We start from the raw sequence: 17,401 nt of genomic DNA on the forward strand, positions 1-17,401 counted from the left end.
TGTCGCCCTGGTCACTGCCGGCTCCTCCCTGATGAATGTGGGAGGGATTGTTCCGCGTGGGCGCGGGCGGGCAAAGAACGCCGCTCAGTGACCGGTTACAGGGCTTTGTCAGCAGTCTGAGCGGCCCCCGAAGGGGCCGCCAAGTCCAGCAACGCTCAATGCACCAACTGCCGAGCCAGTGCCACCTCCACCGAGTCGCCATCCTGGTTCAGGACATCGAGTCCGGATTCGGGCACGTCGCCCGAGGTGGATTGCGACACCATGATCTTCCTGGCCATCAGCCCCAGGCAGGTCATCTGCGAGGAGCTGGCATAGCCCAGGTAGATCACGATGGCTGTCGTGGGTTCTGGCGGTACTCGATGCCCTTCGTTTTTTTTCGGGGCAGAGGTTCGATCCGAAGATGCCCCGAGGTGGGAGTTCTCACCATGAGCATTACTTCCCCGGAATTCGGATGTCGTACACCCGAATCGAACCGACGCCGCTCGAGAACCGCTTCTCGTCGAATCTCTTCGGACTCAGATACCAAGTCTGTGAAACCTTTCGAACCGAACTCAGTATGGCGGAAGCAAGCGCCTGCATTTTCGTGCCCGTCAGGCCAAGTTCGAAGTTGGCTCCGCCCGTACCGTAGATTTCCAGATACTTCGCGTCGAGATACTCGACAAGCCCGAGCAGATCATCGTTTCCGAATCTGGTGACGGATGCATTTGGATAATTCTGGCAAATGAACTCCGCAGCGTATGCGGCCACCTTGGCGTGCGGTGGGTCTCCCTCCGGAGTGACGATCTCGATTTGATCGAACTCGCGGCGATCCAGTAGGGAGAAGAGGCGTTCGTGCTTCGGCGATGCGAATGCAAGCAGGGCGCGGTTTCGGGACGGATCGGAGACATCATTAAGCAGCTTGATGTCCTTGTACGGTCCGTCTTCTCCAGTCAACAACTCCGCCAGGCTGTCAAGAAAGGCGACAGGATCGTCCGATCGTTCGGCGGCGAATAGTTTCTCGAGGTCTTCTTGGAGCGGATAGTGTCGCTCGGCCGACGCGTGACATACGAGGACTCGCCCTTTGGCGATCAGCTCACTGCGGACCGCCTTGAAGATCAAGGGCTTCGCGAGACCGGATATGTCCACGAGCGCAAGGCCGTCTAGACGCGGGAGGGCGGCGAGCGCCTCGTCATAAGCGGCCTCTACCACCGTTGTCCCCGATTTGCTCCACGCATTGAGGATATCCTGTGAACGCCCTTCCACCGGGTACCTAATCGCGTGTACGGTCTGCGGATTGAGTGCTCCCGCGAGGAATCTGTTCGACGCAAGCGTGCGGTCTTCAAACCCCAATCCCACCAGGGCCGAACTCACCGGGAGTGTGGCAAGCTCGTTCTCGGAAATTTGGCGGATCGAGACCAACACCTTGTCGGCCCACGCCTTCTGATCCGGAGACTTTGTGTCGCTCTCGAATGCGCCGAACAGATCGGCTTGCCCTGGCGCCGTCCTGCGGACGGAAGCTTGTACCGGCGCGGGGGGAGTTACAACAGGCTGTTCCTGAATAGCGACTTCGGATTCCTGGCTGGGTTGGCCGCTGCCCAGGGCGCCGGTTTCGTCAACTTCGTCGTTGATCTGGTTGCGCAACAGGATCTCCTTGGCGGCGGCCACATCGTCCAATTCTAGCCACCTGCTCAAGTCGTCTCCGGACAACTCGAAGCGATCCCTGTCGGCAAGGCCGATGAATGCGGCCAGGCCATAGATCTTTCGATAGCTCAGAATAAACTGCAGGATCGGGTCGGAGTCCTTCGTCTTGGTGCGCGGCGCTCCGCCAGCGAAAACGAAGACGCCGGCATCGATGAGGTCACGAAGTCTGTCGATCTGCTGCTTCTGGCTGTTCTCGTCCTCGGCGGTGACCCTGACGTAGATCGAAGAGTATTGCCTCAGGCGTGCTTTCGATTTTCCTTCCTTCGGCGCATTGCGATATGACCGCACCAGCAGGTCGTGCGCCGTTTGTGCGAACGCGAGGGCGTGGTTCTTGAGATTCCTTGAGTAGGTGGCGCGCCGGTTGAGATCGTAGAGCCGGCGTGCACTCATCTCTTGGAAGCACTCGGACTGGGTTTGGTCCTCAATGGGATATGCGTTGGCGTTACTGCCTCGGCGAAGGATTTCTTCGTAGAGTTTGATGACATCGCCGATGTCACCGACGCAGACACTGGTAAGGCAGGACAGGCCCCTGTATACGCGCTTTTTCTGGCCCGCCCCTTCGGTTGAGGAGGCGATCTCTCTGGCAACCTGTTCCAAGGGTACGTCGCCGAGAATCACCCGCGGATCCCGCTGCCTGGGATGCTGTGCGTGGAGGTCGGCACGCAATTGAAGAATCCTGGCAATGAAGTCCTTGCCTGCGGAGCCGGGAGCACTGATGGTTTTGAAGACATCCTCACCAAGGTCGAACACCGTCAGGTCGCGATCGATTCGAATCGGGTGGTTTCTTCCAGGTGATCGGAGGCCGAGTTCGATCGTCTGCCATTCGGATGTGAACTTGAACGCGCAGATCGGGCTCTGGAAAAGGAGCGCGGAAAGGAGCGCCTCGATCTTGTCGAGCTCAAGATATCGAGTTGATACGTCATCCAGGAGATAGAAGATCGAGGCAGACTCAAACACCTCCGAGCATTCCCTAAGGCTGCTCGCCAGATGGTTGAACACCTCGGCGGGGGCTTGCTTGACAAGATGCTTCTCGTCGCCGCTGACTGTGAGAACGGCAATCCGTTGCAATCGTTGCTCGAGATCGTCAAGGGAAATGGAGTCTCGCAAGTCATCGACCCCCTCCAGGTAATCAGCGACGGCCGAAGCCAAACGCGTGTGTGCTCCGGGTGCGATGGCTGTTGAGTCGACATCACGGAGGTGCATCAGTGCGCGGGCGGCCTGCAGAGCGTAGGCGACGAAGAGCCGAGTTAGACGATATTCAAGCTTGAGGAGCGACTGCTCCCGTAAATCCAGCAACCTTTGGGCGGAAACAAAGAGTCCGACAAAGCGATCATTCCGGATGCGCTGGATGACCGCCTCGGCCGTTTCGTCCTTTCGTTGTGTTGCGCGGGCGTGGATGTCCAGCGCGCGGAGCAGCATCGTCTTGCCGCATCCCCGCATGCCGGTGATGATCTGCGGGCCGGGGCGGGTGATCTCGGTCAGCCAGCGGTTGGCCGGGTCAACCAGCAGCTTGGGGACATCCCACGATTCCAGTGTCTGGGCGTTGTAGTGGTCAGCGAATCCCTTCAAGCTGAGCGGATTCATCCACGGTCGCCAGTGGTGTGATGCTCTGTAGAAAGATTCTCGAACCTGAGCGACCATGTCGGCCGGATTTGGAAGGCGAAGGTTCTGGGGGTCCGCGCGCAGATTGCCGATGATGCCTTGCAGCGCCAGCGCAACCCGAAAATCCCGGTCCTCCATTTGATCCGGCCTTGCGAGCAGCCCGGCGAGAAGGGTGTTGACGTGCTCTGCGATGAACCCCAAATCCCCCTGTCGGTCGTCGGTACTCTTGCTCTCGTCGGAGACACTGCCGAGGTCGATTGCCATGACCTGCAGCATGGGATCAATCGCGTCAGGTCGTCGCGATTCAGGGCGGAGTCTCTCGACGATGAGGTTTTCGGAGTGCAGGTCGTTGTGGTTAAGTTTGTTAGCCTCCAATTCGGCACGAAGCTGCAACAGATCGATTGCGACCTGACAGATCGACGCGGCACTGGGCGGTGTCCTGCTGTTGACGAAGTCCTTTAGAAGATCGCCTTCGACGTAGTCGAGCACGGTGACGTGGCACGGGATACTGGTCGCGGCGTCATCAGTAAAGACGACGGTCTCATCAGGGATCGCGTCGATGATGTCGACTGCATGCGTCGCGCTGGCCGCCAGCTCGGCGTGCAAACGGACCTCGTCTAGAAACGGTGTCTTCTTGAACGGCGCAAAACTATAAAAGGCGACAGGCGATATCTTGATGACGTACTTCTTCCCGACGAATCCGGCTTCCGCGACGTATGCGGCGCCGTAGAATCCCCTTCCGAGATGCTTCGTGATCCGGTAGTTGCCTATCTTGGTCGGCGGATGGTCCAGGACGAGGCCGTAGGTGCGCCCGCAGGATGGGCACTTGTCACCCAATTCCCTTTCCGCATAGTCCTTTGAAGGACAAAAGAAGCAGCAGTATTTAGCCATTGATTGCCTCGAAATCGGGTCCGTGCGGGAGACGGCTCGGAGTGCCGACTACCTCGTCGAGCCTGTGAATAACGTCCGGCATCAATGATTCGGGCGCCCTAACCGTCGCGATCGGAGTGCCGCCGGGAGCCCATTGTCCCGGAGGGATGAGAAGAACGAGTCCAACCGGATCCGGAAAAGGTTCCTGTTCCGATATGAACATGCCCTGCCATTCGACAAGTCGGTCGCGAAGCAGGTCCAAGTGGTAGAAGCAGAATCCATCGTGTGCCGCCAGGACATGTCCGGTGTGGGCCTTTCTCGTGTCGCGTACAAGCGCATCGAAGTCGTCTGGATCTGCGCCTTGGGCGATGAGGTTGTCGTCGAAGTGCCGGCGGAGCGCTGCGAAGGATGCCTCTGCGACCCTCGCGCGAAGGTCGGCGGGAAGGCAGGCCAATGCGAGCGTTCGGCAGGTCTCGACATGGCTTCCCAGCCAGGGGGAGCATGTTCCACGGAAGACATCGTCAAGCGCGAGCAGGGATTCCCGCCTTCCGAGATAGGGCTGGTATGGGTACCGGGCATCGGTCAGAACCGGTGACGCCTTTATGCCGAGAGTCCGTGCAGCCTGTACAAACAACCGTGCATTTGCTGCAGCGATGGTTATGTTGCTGCCAAAATTGCCATGAGGAGCGACCCGGATGTCGAGACCTGCATGCTTGACGCCGACGGCAAGCTTCTTCGACAAAAGACTGCCGGCCACCAAAGACGGAATGGTTTGCGCATTCATGGCCTGCCGTAATTTGAACATCCGCCCGTCAAGCGGCGCCATCCGGCCCTTGGCGAGGAAGTGGGCGTATCCGGAAGCGTCGATAATCTGAAGTATCTCTCGAACGGATAGTTCAGTCCGATAGCCGGGGATCTGACCAAGGCAATCGATCCCACCGGCTGGCCGACCCGGTACGCCGAGTTTCGGAACGATCGCTCCTGCCGCACGGAGATATAGCGGCGTCAGAAGCGTACTTAGCGACGCAGGACCGCCCGTGGATGCGACGTCGGCGGAAACTGCCCCGTCTACGGTTATGCATTCGCCTGAAGCAGCCAGGATCGTCGCCAGCTCCGCCGCCACGGCGCCATCGTTCGGGAAGCGCGCGGCGATAATGGCAATTACCGTGCGTATATCGTCGTCCGAAGGATCTTGGAACAGTGAAGCGAGGAACCCGGTATCGGTCTCTGGGGCGTCCATCGTCGGTTCCTTATTGAGCGATATGGTTCTGTTCTGTTTTCACGAGATCAGCCATGCAACCATTTTTGCAGACATTCGCGGATTGTAGTGAGGTCGGCATTGTCCTGCGGGATTTCGGCGATCTTGAATCGCGCAAGAGTGGTAACCTCCTCGGCGCTAGGCTCAATCTCTGCACTACCGGACAGTAGCTTCTTGAGTGCGGCCTTCGCGTCGATCGAGCCCGCATCGGAATGGCGTCGAGTAGGTTCAAACGCCTCCAAAATTATGTGTTCCGGCAGTTGTCTAGGGAAAAAATCCAGATGTTTGCGTAGCCAAGCCAGATAGCTGAGTTGGGCCTTGATTTTCGCTTTCTTGTGAGCAGCCTCATCGCGTCCGCCCTGGATATGGTATTGAGGCTCAAATCCGAGCTCCTGCTTGATTCGGCTATCCAATTGCGCATGCTCGGCGGGCGCTATCTGGGCAGGATCGCTGAATTCCTTCACTTTCTTCTGGTCGCCGTCGAGCAAGACGAAAACTTCATCACCGGAAACCATGGCAGCCGGCCCCAAGTACTTGAGAATGGACTCGGCGCCACCCGGAGCCACCTTGACCTCGAGTGTCTCGCGGTCGCCGGGATCAAGGCCTTTGGCCGCATGGAGAACAAGCTGCTCTGCCAAGGAATCCTCCACAAGCACTCGACGCTTGTTCTGCGGCGGTCTTCCAAGGCGGTTCAATGCCGCTGCGGGAGAGCTACGGGGGAGAATGCGGGATTGGGTTTTTCCGTTATCCTCGAACACCTTGATTGCTTCATGCGGTAGGCCGGTTAAAAACTCGCTCGAGTGAGTCGAGATAATTATCTGGTGCTTCTTCAGCTTGATCTGATCCAGCAAAAATCTGAGCATAGACCGCTGGGCTCCGGGGTGGAGAGACGTTTCCGGTTCATCGAGCAGAATAAGTGAGTACTCATCTGCGGCCAGGACGTCGACAACCGCGCTCACGGCAGCAATCTCGCCGCTCCCCGCAAACGCTTCGGAGTATTCCGCCCCGCGTTTGAAAACGACGCTCAGATCTCTACCTCTGTTGCCGGGGTAAAGGGAATGCCGAATGAGGTGAGCTGAATCATAGGAACGGCCGAGAATTCTGGATGCCTCGGTGAGCTCATAAGGCTTAAGCACGCGGTTCTCGAATATTCGCTCGCGGCGCCCCATCTTGTACGACTGCTTGATATCATCCTTCACCGTCTTGAGTCGACGCGCCGCTCGCAGCATCACATCGCGCTTGTTTCCTCCGCCAAGGTCGTCATCGAAGTAAAAGTAGCGGTCGAAGGAACCAAACAACGCCCTGAAATTGATGTAGACGACCTTTCTTCGAACAGGATTCCAGCGATCCTTTGCCTTCCCCTCGAAGTCACCCTCCGGCATGGGTGCCATTCCGTCGCTCTTGCTCCAACGGTATGGCTCCCAATAGTCCTTCTTTTTCCCGATACGTGCTTTCCGAGTTTCAACAACCCCGCCGAAGCCCTCGTGCCAGTAGCCGTAGAAATAACGCTGAGGGTCCCTATTGCTATCCTCGATGGGATCTAAGTCGGTGGAGAACCAGAATTTGGACGTCGAGTGTCCGTACGGCATCCCCCATAGCGCATGTAGCAGCGAGCTCTTGCCGATCCCGTTAGCGCCGACAAGCGCGGTGAGGGGGAACTCGAAATCGACCCGTGTTCCCGACTCAATGTTTTTGAACCTGGGGAATGTCGCGTGAGTTATGTAGTGCTTAAGCGGCTTGCCCGGGGCGAAGTTCTTGAGCGTATCGACAAGCGCGATGATTTCTTCATTCTTTGACATTCGGCCACCGAGTCGTTGCCTGTCACTGCCCGGCCAAATGGCTCTTTATCGCCTCAGCCTGCATGCGCGAAAAAAGCGGAGGGAGGGCATTTCCGATCATCTCGGCGGCGGCGTACTTGCCCCGGCGCAGCGAGAACACATAGCCAGGCGGAAAGCTCTGCAGGAGCGCCGCCTCGCGAAGGGTGATGGCGCGGTCCTCCGTGGGATGAAGAAACCGCCCCTTCGAGGGGTTGATGCAGCCGCCGGTGATAGTGGGCGCAACGTCGTCCCATCGCATACGACCGTAGACGTCGTAGAACCCGTCCTGTTTTTCGTGGCATTTGAGGACCAGTCCTGGGGATAGAGCCGTCCTGCTGCCGCCGTCCTTCGGGATGGCCTTGATCAACTGACGCACGCGTTCGCTGCGCTGCTCACCCAGGCTGTGGAGAGGGTCATTTTTCAGGATATGATCCGGCAGCTTTCCGATCGTATCTCTTACCGTCTTACGCCCTTTCACCGGTTCGATGTGTGAGATTCGACCCAGCCGTGACGCGAGGACAACGAGTCGCTTGCGACGCTGGGGCACACCGAAATCAGCGACATCAAGGATCTGATCGGAGATTTCGTAACCAAGCTTGCGCAGATCCCTCTTGAAATCCAGATAGCGGGTATAGCGTGAGAGATTGGGCACATTCTCCAGCATCACGACTTTCGGCCGCATTTCGCCCACCACCCGGAGAACCTCATCAATAAGCCGGTTACGGGGATCGTCCATTCGCTCTCTCTTGTTGTTGAGTCGGATGCGGGAAAAACCCTGGCATGGGGGGCAGCCGGCCAGCAAGTCGAGTTCCCCCGTCGCGATGCCGCAGGCGTCCAAGATCTCGGAAGCCGAGATGTTGCGGATATCGGCATTGAAAAGCCTCACCTCGGGGTGATTGGCGGCATACGTTTCCGCAGCGAGTGCATCAATCTCCACGGCCGCGCCCACGGTGAAGCCCGCATCACGGAGGCCTTGGGTCAGGCCGCCGCAACCCGAAAATAAATCTATGGCCATGCGCATATTGGACTTCTTTTTCATCTTGACGGCTGCCGTGTGAATCACTCGTCTGTCGTGGTTGTAGTTCTCTTTTTTGCTCGGGAGGCGCCTTTCGCGCCCGGTTCCACTGGTATTCCCCTGCTCTCGCAGTAATTGATCACGAGTGTCTCGATCATGTTCGACAGTGTCCGGTGCTCCCGCTCGGCCGCGATCCGCAGCAGCTCCTTCATCCTTGGAGAAAACCGCAGGTTCACCGTCTCGGTCTTTCGTTCGACATCGCCCATTGATTGACCCTCATGCCTATCGCGTGGCATCCTATCGGAATGTAACGCAAATGTAAAGATGATGTGCGTCGACCGCACCCGATTCAAGCCGCCAAGTCGATGCGATGCAACGGAAGAAAATACGTAAACTCTACCCGCTGACCAAGTCGGAACATATGGCACGCGTCTGCGGGGCGGATACGGGGCAGGAGATGGTCCTGCGCCGCGCTCTCTGGCGTGCCGGACTGCGTTACAGGGTGCGTCCAAGTGTTCCGGGGCGGCCGGACTTGGCCTTCGTCGGCTGCGAGATCGCGGTGTTTGTCGACGGCTGCTTCTGGCACGGTTGTCAAGACCACTACAAGCCCCCGGTCACCAAAGCATCGTTCTGGTCTGAGAAGATTGCGCGTAACCGGCAGCGTGATCGGGAGGTGGAGAACGCGCTTGGCGCGCTCGGCTGGACGGTTTTGCGCTACTGTGAACACGAAGTGGAAGGCGACCTGGCAACCGTCGTAGATCGCATACGAGCAGCGGTTGCTCGGTCTCGGGCGGACGGTGCTCGCATATTTCGCGAAGCGGGTCGCAAAGTACGCAGCAGCTGACAAGGAGAGCCATGGGGATCACGACAAGATCGACTCGGTCCGCAGAAGGATTTGACCGGCGCCCAGAACCGGGCAGTCTTTAACTGGCTGCTTGGGCTGAAGTCTCTCAAAGAGGCAGCCGGAAAGGGCATTGGAGTCCGTCATTTCTATCGCAACGCGGAATGAGTAAAAGGAAACGGCCCCCGGAGGGGCCGCCAAGGACCGAGCAGAGCTCAGCGCATCAACTGCCGCGCCAGCGCCACCTCCACCGAGTCGCCATCCTGGTTCAGGACATCCAGTCCCGATTCAGGCACGTCGCCCGAGGTGGATTGCGACACCATGATCTTCTTGGCCATCAACCCCAGGCAGGTCATCTGCGAGGAGTTGGCGTAGCCGAGGTAGACCACGCGCACCGGCTCCTTCTGGCCGATGCGCCATGAGCGCCGGGCGGCCTGCTGCAGCGAATACACGTTGTACCCGCTCTGGAGGAACACGATGGTCGGGAACTCCAGCAGGTCCAGGCCGGTTTTCACCAGCTCGGGATTGGTGATGAGCACGTCGATGCCTCGGTCCAACTGCTCGGCGATCCAGTCCTCGCGGCGGGAGGCCTCCACGCTTGCGCGCAGTACCGCCACCTTGAAGCCTTCCTGCTCCAGCAGCACCTTCAAACGCGACGTGGTGTCGCGCGTGCCGGTGTAGACCGAATAGACCAGGGTCTTGCGCCCTTCTGCCTTCTCCTGCTTGCAGATCTCGATCAGCTCACGTTCCTTGGGCATCACCTCCAGCTCGTTGAACTGAGCCGGAACGAACGCCAAGGTGTTGCGCGTGCGCGGATGCACCACGGTTTCCGACCGGAAGCAGCAGTCCGGCCAGGCCAGCAGCACGTTGAGGACTACACCGAGCAGCGTCGTGTCGCGCTTCGCCAGGGCCTGCTTCAGCTCCTGGGTCAGCCGACCCGCCAGATCGCGGTAGGCCGCGGCCTGCGCCGTGTCCATCGCGACTTCGCGGAACTCCTCGTCGTAGGGCGGCAGCACATTGCCACCGATGTCCTTCAACTTGAGGAAGACCGTGAACGGTAGGACGCAACGCAGCACGCCCTTCGGACCGAAGCCCGGCGCCTTGACCGTGCGCACCGATACCTTGGTGCCCTTGGCCGTCTTGTGCGCCGCGCCCATGCTCTCGGAATAGATGTCCTTGAGCACGCCGTGATCGCGCATGAACGCCATCGCGGCCGACGTCATGCTGCCGCTCTTCGTCGGCCGGTAGCCGTCTTCGATCATCCGCCCCGGCAGGGCTCGGAACAGCAGGTGGAACAGGTCGTCGCCGTAGCCGCCCATCAGTGTGCCGGTGAGCAATAGCGTCTTGCGCGCCTTGGCCGCCAACACGCCCATGGCCTGGCCCTGTGCGGAGCCGCCGTTCTTGTACTCGTGCGCCTCGTCGGCGATGAGCAGGTCGAACGTGCCTTGGGGAAGCTGCCTCTTGATGAACTCGGACGGCTGGTAGCCGCCCTCGCCGAAGCCGAACTCCATGTTGGCCATCGCGCGTTCCATCCGGTGGGCTTGCCGATCCGAGAAGACCAGCTCGCCGTTGCCATCCATCAGGTTGATGAACTCGTGGATGTTGTCCCCGAGCATCGACGCGAGGAAGGCGTCACCGAACTTTTGCATCAGCTTCTGCGCGGTGACTTCCCCGATGGTTGGAATACGCTTCAGTGCCTTGAGCACGGTCGAGGACTGGTCGCTGGCGGACAGGCCTCTGGGACGGATCAACGACCACAGCGGAGCACGGCAGTGGCTGCATTTGCGGCGGGACTCCTCGGCTTCGAGTTCGACCGGGTTGATCGGCTCGCCGTCGAGGTCGGTGATGACATGCCCGCAATCCGGGCAGGCCCCCACGTCGCCGTGAGGCGCGCGCCGCCGAACGAAGACAGGTTTCCAGTGGAACCCCATCCGCATCCGCACGCGGCCCAGGACGAAGAACTCCTGGCCCTGCGCCGGCACGCCCAACTGCTCGCGCAGTTTCAGCAGCTTGACCAGCGTGTCCGGGCCATTGAGCACCCAGACCTTGGCACCGGCCACCGTCTCCTGGATTTCGCGCCGCCACTTGTAGACCAGGTGGGGTGGCGAGAGCACCAGGGTGCGGCGGTAGCCTTCGGCGTTGAGCACGGCGGCCGTGGCGATGCCGACGGTCGTCTTGCCGCAGCCCATCTCGCCATTGACGATCGCGGCGCGTTCGCCACGATCGACCAACAGCTCGGTGACGGCATGGACCACATCGGCTTGCGCCGGGAACAGCTTGCGCTTGAGCGCGGCGAGGATCAGTTGCCGATGCACCCGCACCTGGCCGGTGTAGACCGGAGGATTGGCGCGGTTGAGCGAATCGAGCAGCTCGTCGCCGAACTCCGATACGAAGTCCTGCAGGCTGAGCGTGAGGGGTGAAGCGGCCGCTTCGAGCAGGTCGCCCTGCGCAGCGGTTTCGGGAACGGTTTCGAGATCGAGGGACATGGTGATGCTCCAAGGAGATGGGGCATGCACCTCCCCCACGGGGCGGTGACATGCCCCTGGGTGGGAAGAAAGAAGCGGCAAAGTAACGTGTAGGTGCCGCTGGATGCGGATCAGTATTCGCTGGGCAACAGCAGCGTGGTGACGCTGCGATCCCATTCGGTGATGATCCAGAGCTTCAGGTCGCGCGTGACCTGGTAGGACGAGAACAGACGATCCTCGCCGGACTTCAGCGCGGCGTCGTTCTGCCGTCGATCGCCGTCGCACAGGTCGCCCCAGTCGCCGTGAAGATGGCGGCGCAGGTACGGCGTGGGGTTGAGCCGGCCCTGTCGGACCAGCTCGTCGACGCCGGCGGTCATGACCACCTGCCCGGGCGAAAAGCGTGCTTGTGACGCGAGGTTGAGGACTGCGAGTGCCATGGTGGTTTCTCCTTTTGGAAGAAGGGGCCACGGCACCCCATCGGGGCGACGTGACCCCGGTGGGTGGATGAACGCGACGGCGAACCGTCAGGGAACAGCGATCAGCGGATGGTCAGCACTTCGCCCCACGTGGGCGAGCCCAGCGTCAAGTCCCATGCACGAATGACCGGCACGAACTTGTCGGTGAGGATGCGCGTCTCGGCCACGGAGCCGTCGTCGCGTTCGGTGTATTCCGTCTGGAGGGTCTTCTCCTTGTGGGTATCACCTTTGACGACGAGCACGCGCCCGCTCTTGGACGTCACCACGCCGGAGATCCCGCCCGCGGCCAAGGCCAGGGCGAGATGCCAGTGCGACAAGGCCCGCGCGGGCGGACGCAGCGATTGCTGCGCGGCGCCCAGGTGGGTATCGAGCGCCGGCCAGAGTCCTTGCAGCCGGCCGACTTCATCGGCGAACTGCTCGGGCTCCATCGTCACGCGATAGAAGTGCTCCGGCTCGGCCGGGCTGGCAGGGACGGTGTACGGCAGGAACGGCCATTCGAGCGGCAGCTCCTCGGCTTCGGCGTCGCCCTGTCCGATCTGCAGCAGCAGACCGCGCACGGCTTTGACCGAATCCGATGCCTGGTCGCGTTGACGAATCCTGCGACCGAAGATCACCACCTGCTTGAACTGCGTTTCCACCGCACGGTAGATGCGCAGTTCGGCGAAGTGGCGCGTCAGCCATCCGACCAGCTCGGCGTCGAGCACGTAGGACGGCACGATGAAGACCAGCACGCCACCGTACTGCAGCAGCGGCAGCGCGCGCTGATAGAACAGCTTTTCCAGCCGCGCACGGCCCTGGCCCTGATAGCCGATGTTGCCGTTCACGTCCTTGCTCAGGTCGCCATACGGCGGGTTCAGCCACAGCAGCCCGAAGGACTGGCGCGAGATCAGCGTGTCCATCAGGTCACCGTGGATGCAGCGATCGACCAGTTGCCGTGCGTGGCGGGCACGCTCGGCGTCGTACTCGACGGCGAAGGCCTGGACCTGCTCGCGCCCGAGGGCGTGGGCGGCTTCGGCGATCGCCACGCCTTCGCCGGCGCAGGGATCGAGGATGGCCATGGAGCCGGGAGACGGCGCCAGTGCGGACAAGGCCCGCTCCAGCGTCGGCTCGTCGGTGGGGAAGTAGCCGTTACGAATGAAATTGCGCGCCAGGCGCGGAAACATGAGTGCCATGGATTTCTCCTGGTGATGGATGAGGGAAGGCGGGCACGCGCGGCGCGCATGCCCGTGGGGATGGCTCACGCCACACGCCGAAGCGGTGCGTTCGCGGCCAGTTCGTACTGCGTGGCGCCGAGGGTGCCGTTGCGGATCAGCTCGCCCAACGCCTTCGTCAGCACCGGGACATCGAGGGCCAGCCGATGGCCTTCCAGCGGCCCGAGGGCCAAGGGAAGACCGGTCAGCATCCGCCGTGTCTGCAACAGTTCCAGCACGGTGTCGCGCCAGTGGTCGAGCAGTGGCAGCGGGCAGGTGTCCTGCACCAGCGTCCACAGCCGGTCGAGCCGGTGAGCGGAATCCCTGGGCAGAAGCGCCAGCGCGCTGGCGTTGGCCTTGTCTGGCTTCACGCAGCGACGATCGAACAGCCACACATTCGTCAGCGAACCGAACAGCGTTCGCCGATAGGCGCGGGTGATGCGCTTTTCCAGGTTCTCGACGTTGCCGACGAAGACCGGGATGGATGCGCCCTGCTCGGTGATGACGTGGAACTGGTCCAGTCCCTGTTCATCCCGGCCGAGGGTCAGGCGGGCGAGGAACTCCTGAACGGCGGTGTCGCGCGCCCAGATCGAGAGAAAGACCAGATTGCCTTGCTCGTCACCGACGCAACCGTCGGCCATGAGGTCGGGGCATTCGTCGATGCGGTACAGCGGTTTCGCGGAAGAAGGTGCAGGCATGGTGATGTCCTCTTGGAGATGAAGGAGCAACCACAGCCCCCGGGGCCATGCTCGCCCCGGTTGGGTGAAGGAAGATGCGTGCCGCTAGACAGCGCGCCCCGCGTGGAAGCGGTGAACCCGCTCGCGCCACTCGGAGCTTTGCACCGGCGCCATGTCGAGATAGCGCAGCGGGCACGAGTAGTAGTACGGATGCACGGACTCATCGAGGGACTTGTAGCCCCAATCGCCGCCCGAGCTTTCCAGCAGATGGCAGCCGATGTAGCAGACGGACTCACCGGCCGCGAGGCCCATGACGCCCGCCTGCCCGGCGGTGACGCGAACCACGGTCCACAGAACGTCGCCGTCCAGCGTGTGGTCGATGACTTCGCAGCAAGCGCGTTCGGACGCCTGCGGAGCGAGCAGCTCGCGGATCAACTGATCGCGCGTCTGACGAACGAAGGTCCAGCCCATGAGGGTCTCCTTGAAGAAAAGGCCGGAGCCCTCCCCGTCGGGGGAGAACCCCGGCGGGTGGCGGAATGCCGCGCAAGGCGGCGGATGGATCAGGCAGCTTTGAGGTGCCAGTCCTGGGACAACGGAGCGAACTCGTAGCCGAGCTTGTCGAGACGGTCGCGCTGCTGACGCAGCACACGACGATCCACGGTCGCATCCAGCTTCACGGTCTCGCCCAGGGGCCACAAGGCACCGAACAGCGCCGCGTCGTCTGCCTCGGCCGAGGCCGCAGCGGACACGGGAGCCGGTTCGCTGCCGAACGGCGTGGTATCGACCAGGGGATCACGCGGACTGCGCGACTTCGCCTTCGGCTTGGCCGGGGGCGATGCCGGCGCGGGCGTCTGCGCTTCCTCGTCGATCGGATCGACTTCCTGCGGACTCAGCCGGCGGGCCTCGTCGCGGCTCAGGGCGTCGATGTTGGATAGCGTCATCCCGCCCAGATGGGCGCGGATCTCGATGACCATGCGGCCGTTGGCGTTGTACGTGGAGGGGCGAATCTCGACGATGACGAAATCACCGTCGTACTTGCCCTCGCGGTACTGATCGAGTTCGGCGTTCTTCACGACGAACTCGCCGATCGAGGTCGCCAGGCGGCCGACGTTGAAGTCGCCGTTCCTGCCGTGGATGGTCTTGATGGCCAGTTGGCCGGGGATGGTGATCATGAAGGTCTCCTGCTGACGAAGAGAAGACAAGGCCCCGGGGATGGGGCCTTGCGGATCAGAACGACTCGGCAACGGCCAATGCGGGGGCATCGGCTGCGTCGTCGGCAGCATCGGCGACGGGCTCGGAAGGCTCCGGTGCCGAGGCTTGCTGCGCAGCGGGCGCGTCGGACGTCACAGGGACTTCCGGCTCCCGCTCGTCGGTCTCGGTCGGCTTGGGTTCGGCCTTGTAGACGAGCTTGCCGTCGACCTTGATCCAACTGACGAACAGCAGGCGGGCCTTGAGGCTCACCCCCTGCTCGCCGGCACGCTTGCCCTTGGAGTAGGTGAAGGTGTCGGTCCACAGGTCGCCCATGCGGAAGCCGATCATCACCTTCTTCTCGGCGTCGACCGCCTGAATGCAGCGGCGCACCAGGTGCTGCGCTTCCGATCCCGATACGCGCGTGTCGAAACGCACATACGAGACGTCATCGCTGGGACCGTTCAGGGCTGCGATGTCGCAGGCCAGGAACGCATCACCTTTCTTGGGCTTCACTTCGCGGATGCGATTGAGATACCCGAGGCCGGTGATGTGCAGATCGAAGTAGGACTTTCCGGTAGAAGTGGTCATGGTGAATCTCCTGAGAACAATGAGGCGGAGACACACCCGACCCAAGGCGGGGAAGGTGTGGAACCCCCGCGTGGGTTGATGGAACAGCTTGGTGGCATCGCCATCGAGAACCGATGGCCGTTCGCGCATGGATGCCGGTGCGAACTGGAGTGATCAACGCGGTCGGAACCGCGTCGCAGCCTTGAAGATCGTGGCTGCCTGGGCATGTCGCTGACGGACGTCAGCGGAACATGGCCGGAAGCGTGGCGCCGGGATGGCGCGCAGGCGAGCGGCAATCGGCACTCGCGGCTGTCCGCATTGCCGGGAAGAAAGAGGCCCCCGGAGCGGGGGCCAGGGATGGGTGGTCAGTTACCGCTGGGCGTGGGAGGAACCGCCTGCAGCGACAGGTGTGTCGCGGTGGCGGACACGTCGAGGTCGTCCTCGCTGCGCAGGATGCGCGCAAACACGCCCTCCTGCGGATCGATGAACTCGCCGAAGTCGTCGCCACCAAACTCGGCACGCGCCAGCTCCCACCAGTCATCGAACGCATCGACATCCGGGTTGCAGCCGGCGGCATAGGCGATGGTCTTCTGGCGACCATCGGGTCGGCGCTCGCCGCGCTCGGCCAGGAAGTACACGCCCTGATCCTTGACCAGGATGACGCGGCATTGATTCGCCACCGCTTCGGCGAGCACGGGCCGCAGCTCCGTGCCTTTGAATCGAACAGTCATGGGTGGGATCTCCAGTGAGGCAGGAAGAGAGGCTTCCCGCCGCGAGGGCGGGAAGCTGCTGGGAGGTCAGTGCCGGACAGCCTTGCGGCCCGACAGGCACTGCACGCGGATGCGTCTCCAGCTCCCGTCGTCAATGAGCCGTTCCAGCGTCTCGCCGAGGGTGTCGAAGAACACCTCATCGACCCGTTCGACCAGCTCGCCGGCGCGGTGCAGCTCCACCGCGTAGAGGTCGAGGCCGCGCTCATACAGCACGGTGACGCGACCCTGGAACTTCGTCGTGGCGACGGTGAAACCGATGGCCGGCGGCGTGCGGATGATGTCGGCAGGCAGCGGATCGACCCAGGTGATGTCCCGCGCACCGGCATCCACCAGCATGTGGGTGATGCGCCGGAAACCGTCGGGAGCGGGCAACTGCTCCAGTTGGTCGACCAGTTCCTGCAGCTCGGGGCAGCGCGGCTCGGGGATCGGCAGCTTCGCCGGTGCGGACCCGAGCACGAACCGCTTCACCGTGTAGGGCTGGCCGTCGGCGGTGAACTCGGTCTGCTCCTCGGGCGTGTCCGCCCGCTGACCGTCGAAGCGGCGTCTGACATAGGGTTCGACCTGCACCTTGGCGCCCTCGTCGGGCACTTCGGTCACGAGGGTGCGATCGAGCACCGCGAACTCGGCCCGTCCCGTCTTGACGACGATGGCCTCGTCGGTGGTGGCGATGACCTTGCCCTCGAAAGGCTTCGGGTCGATGTGAAAGCCCAGCGTCGAAACCTTGGGCTGGCCGTCGAAGATGTTGAACTTGAACGAACGGACGTTGGAAGGCACATGACCGACAACGAGCGTCGGCATCTGTGCGCGGATGGTTTGGGTATCCATGGGGAGACTCCTTGTGGCAACCAAGGGACTCCCGCCCGCAAGGGAGGTCTGTCCCTTGAGGGTGAGGTGGATGGACGCGGGTGCGCCCGGAGAACGAAGCAACCAGCACGGCGAACCGCGCCGCAGTCTCGAAGGTCTCGACTGCCTGGGCATGCTG

General features: G+C 61.7%; 15 protein-coding genes and 1 pseudogene. 1 reads left to right on the forward strand and 15 read right to left on the reverse strand.

Going from position 1 to position 17,401, the window contains the following annotated elements; translation table 11 throughout:
- Positions 1–155 precede the first annotated feature (155 nt).
- The 6 genes and pseudogenes from ACPT9U_RS04485 to ACPT9U_RS04510 form a co-directional block, all read right to left on the reverse strand.
- Positions 156–329, reverse strand: a pseudogene (locus tag ACPT9U_RS04485) (hypothetical protein); the annotation flags it as partial.
- 103 nt (positions 330–432) lie between these two features.
- Entirely contained in the window at positions 433–4,119 is a 3,687-nt protein-coding gene (locus ACPT9U_RS04490; protein ID WP_435750026.1) for an ORC-CDC6 family AAA ATPase, read from the reverse strand.
- 46 nt (positions 4,120–4,165) lie between these two features.
- Positions 4,166–5,392, reverse strand: a complete 1,227-nt coding sequence (locus tag ACPT9U_RS04495) for a hypothetical protein (protein WP_435750027.1) — start codon at positions 5,390–5,392, stop codon at positions 4,166–4,168.
- 47 nt (positions 5,393–5,439) lie between these two features.
- Positions 5,440–7,209, reverse strand: a complete 1,770-nt coding sequence (locus tag ACPT9U_RS04500; RefSeq protein WP_435750028.1) for an ATP-dependent nuclease — start codon at positions 7,207–7,209, stop codon at positions 5,440–5,442.
- Between the two features lie 22 nt (positions 7,210–7,231).
- Positions 7,232–8,266 carry a DNA cytosine methyltransferase gene (locus ACPT9U_RS04505; protein WP_043743331.1) on the reverse strand — a complete coding sequence of 345 codons (1,035 nt, stop codon included), beginning with the start codon at positions 8,264–8,266 and terminating at the stop codon, positions 7,232–7,234.
- A gap of 20 nt (positions 8,267–8,286) precedes the next feature.
- Entirely contained in the window at positions 8,287–8,508 is a 222-nt protein-coding gene (locus tag ACPT9U_RS04510) for a hypothetical protein (protein ID WP_435750029.1), read from the reverse strand.
- A 104-nt stretch (positions 8,509–8,612) separates the two neighbouring features.
- Here ACPT9U_RS04510 and ACPT9U_RS04515 point away from each other — a divergent pair, with 104 nt between their 5' ends.
- Positions 8,613–9,086, forward strand: coding sequence for a very short patch repair endonuclease (locus tag ACPT9U_RS04515; RefSeq protein ID WP_435750030.1), 474 nt, complete (start codon positions 8,613–8,615; stop codon positions 9,084–9,086).
- 212 nt (positions 9,087–9,298) lie between these two features.
- Here the strand turns inward: ACPT9U_RS04515 and ACPT9U_RS04520 are convergent, their stop codons facing one another.
- From ACPT9U_RS04520 to ACPT9U_RS04560, 9 genes are all read right to left on the reverse strand, one after another.
- Complete coding sequence (locus ACPT9U_RS04520; protein ID WP_435750031.1) at positions 9,299–11,569, reverse strand: helicase-related protein; 2,271 nt, start codon at positions 11,567–11,569, stop codon at positions 9,299–9,301.
- Positions 11,570–11,679: 110 nt separating this feature from the next.
- The gene (locus ACPT9U_RS04525; protein ID WP_435750033.1) at positions 11,680–11,985 is read right to left on the reverse strand and encodes a hypothetical protein; all 306 of its coding nucleotides are present in this window, start codon (positions 11,983–11,985) and stop codon (positions 11,680–11,682) included.
- 101 nt (positions 11,986–12,086) lie between these two features.
- Positions 12,087–13,196: a DUF6094 domain-containing protein gene (locus ACPT9U_RS04530; protein WP_435750034.1), complete on the reverse strand. Its 1,110-nt coding sequence runs from the start codon at positions 13,194–13,196 to the stop codon at positions 12,087–12,089.
- Positions 13,197–13,261: 65 nt separating this feature from the next.
- Positions 13,262–13,912, reverse strand: a complete 651-nt coding sequence (locus ACPT9U_RS04535) for a hypothetical protein (RefSeq protein ID WP_279870458.1) — start codon at positions 13,910–13,912, stop codon at positions 13,262–13,264.
- Positions 13,913–13,996: 84 nt separating this feature from the next.
- Positions 13,997–14,362, reverse strand: coding sequence for a hypothetical protein (locus ACPT9U_RS04540; protein WP_435750035.1), 366 nt, complete (start codon positions 14,360–14,362; stop codon positions 13,997–13,999).
- An 89-nt stretch (positions 14,363–14,451) separates the two neighbouring features.
- Entirely contained in the window at positions 14,452–15,063 is a 612-nt protein-coding gene (locus ACPT9U_RS04545) for a DUF3275 family protein (protein WP_033990364.1), read from the reverse strand.
- A 55-nt stretch (positions 15,064–15,118) separates the two neighbouring features.
- The gene (locus tag ACPT9U_RS04550; RefSeq protein WP_435750036.1) at positions 15,119–15,670 is read right to left on the reverse strand and encodes an STY4534 family ICE replication protein; all 552 of its coding nucleotides are present in this window, start codon (positions 15,668–15,670) and stop codon (positions 15,119–15,121) included.
- A gap of 344 nt (positions 15,671–16,014) precedes the next feature.
- Entirely contained in the window at positions 16,015–16,380 is a 366-nt protein-coding gene (locus tag ACPT9U_RS04555) for a DUF3085 domain-containing protein (RefSeq protein WP_435750037.1), read from the reverse strand.
- Positions 16,381–16,446: 66 nt separating this feature from the next.
- Positions 16,447–17,244: a GTPase gene (locus ACPT9U_RS04560; RefSeq protein ID WP_435750038.1), complete on the reverse strand. Its 798-nt coding sequence runs from the start codon at positions 17,242–17,244 to the stop codon at positions 16,447–16,449.
- Positions 17,245–17,401 lie beyond the last annotated feature (157 nt).

It is taken from the genome of Thauera sp. AutoDN2 (genome assembly GCF_051280715.1).
GTDB lineage: Bacteria > Pseudomonadota > Gammaproteobacteria > Burkholderiales > Rhodocyclaceae > Thauera.

Excerpts from the sequence above, each read along its gene's own strand:
- ACPT9U_RS04495 (WP_435750027.1), bottom strand. The coding sequence starts at position 5,392 with ATGGACGCCCCAGAGACCGATACCGGGTTCCTCGCTTCACTGTTCCAA.
- ACPT9U_RS04500 (WP_435750028.1), bottom strand. The coding sequence starts at position 7,209 with ATGTCAAAGAATGAAGAAATCATCGCGCTTGTCGATACGCTCAAGAAC.
- ACPT9U_RS04505 (WP_043743331.1), bottom strand. The coding sequence starts at position 8,266 with ATGAAAAAGAAGTCCAATATGCGCATGGCCATAGATTTATTTTCGGGT.
- ACPT9U_RS04510 (WP_435750029.1), bottom strand. The coding sequence starts at position 8,508 with ATGGGCGATGTCGAACGAAAGACCGAGACGGTGAACCTGCGGTTTTCT.
- ACPT9U_RS04515 (WP_435750030.1), top strand. The coding sequence starts at position 8,613 with ATGCAACGGAAGAAAATACGTAAACTCTACCCGCTGACCAAGTCGGAA.
- ACPT9U_RS04520 (WP_435750031.1), bottom strand. The coding sequence starts at position 11,569 with ATGTCCCTCGATCTCGAAACCGTTCCCGAAACCGCTGCGCAGGGCGAC.
- ACPT9U_RS04525 (WP_435750033.1), bottom strand. The coding sequence starts at position 11,985 with ATGGCACTCGCAGTCCTCAACCTCGCGTCACAAGCACGCTTTTCGCCC.
- ACPT9U_RS04530 (WP_435750034.1), bottom strand. The coding sequence starts at position 13,196 with ATGGCACTCATGTTTCCGCGCCTGGCGCGCAATTTCATTCGTAACGGC.
- ACPT9U_RS04535 (WP_279870458.1), bottom strand. The coding sequence starts at position 13,912 with ATGCCTGCACCTTCTTCCGCGAAACCGCTGTACCGCATCGACGAATGC.
- ACPT9U_RS04540 (WP_435750035.1), bottom strand. The coding sequence starts at position 14,362 with ATGGGCTGGACCTTCGTTCGTCAGACGCGCGATCAGTTGATCCGCGAG.
- ACPT9U_RS04545 (WP_033990364.1), bottom strand. The coding sequence starts at position 15,063 with ATGATCACCATCCCCGGCCAACTGGCCATCAAGACCATCCACGGCAGG.
- ACPT9U_RS04550 (WP_435750036.1), bottom strand. The coding sequence starts at position 15,670 with ATGACCACTTCTACCGGAAAGTCCTACTTCGATCTGCACATCACCGGC.
- ACPT9U_RS04555 (WP_435750037.1), bottom strand. The coding sequence starts at position 16,380 with ATGACTGTTCGATTCAAAGGCACGGAGCTGCGGCCCGTGCTCGCCGAA.
- ACPT9U_RS04560 (WP_435750038.1), bottom strand. The coding sequence starts at position 17,244 with ATGGATACCCAAACCATCCGCGCACAGATGCCGACGCTCGTTGTCGGT.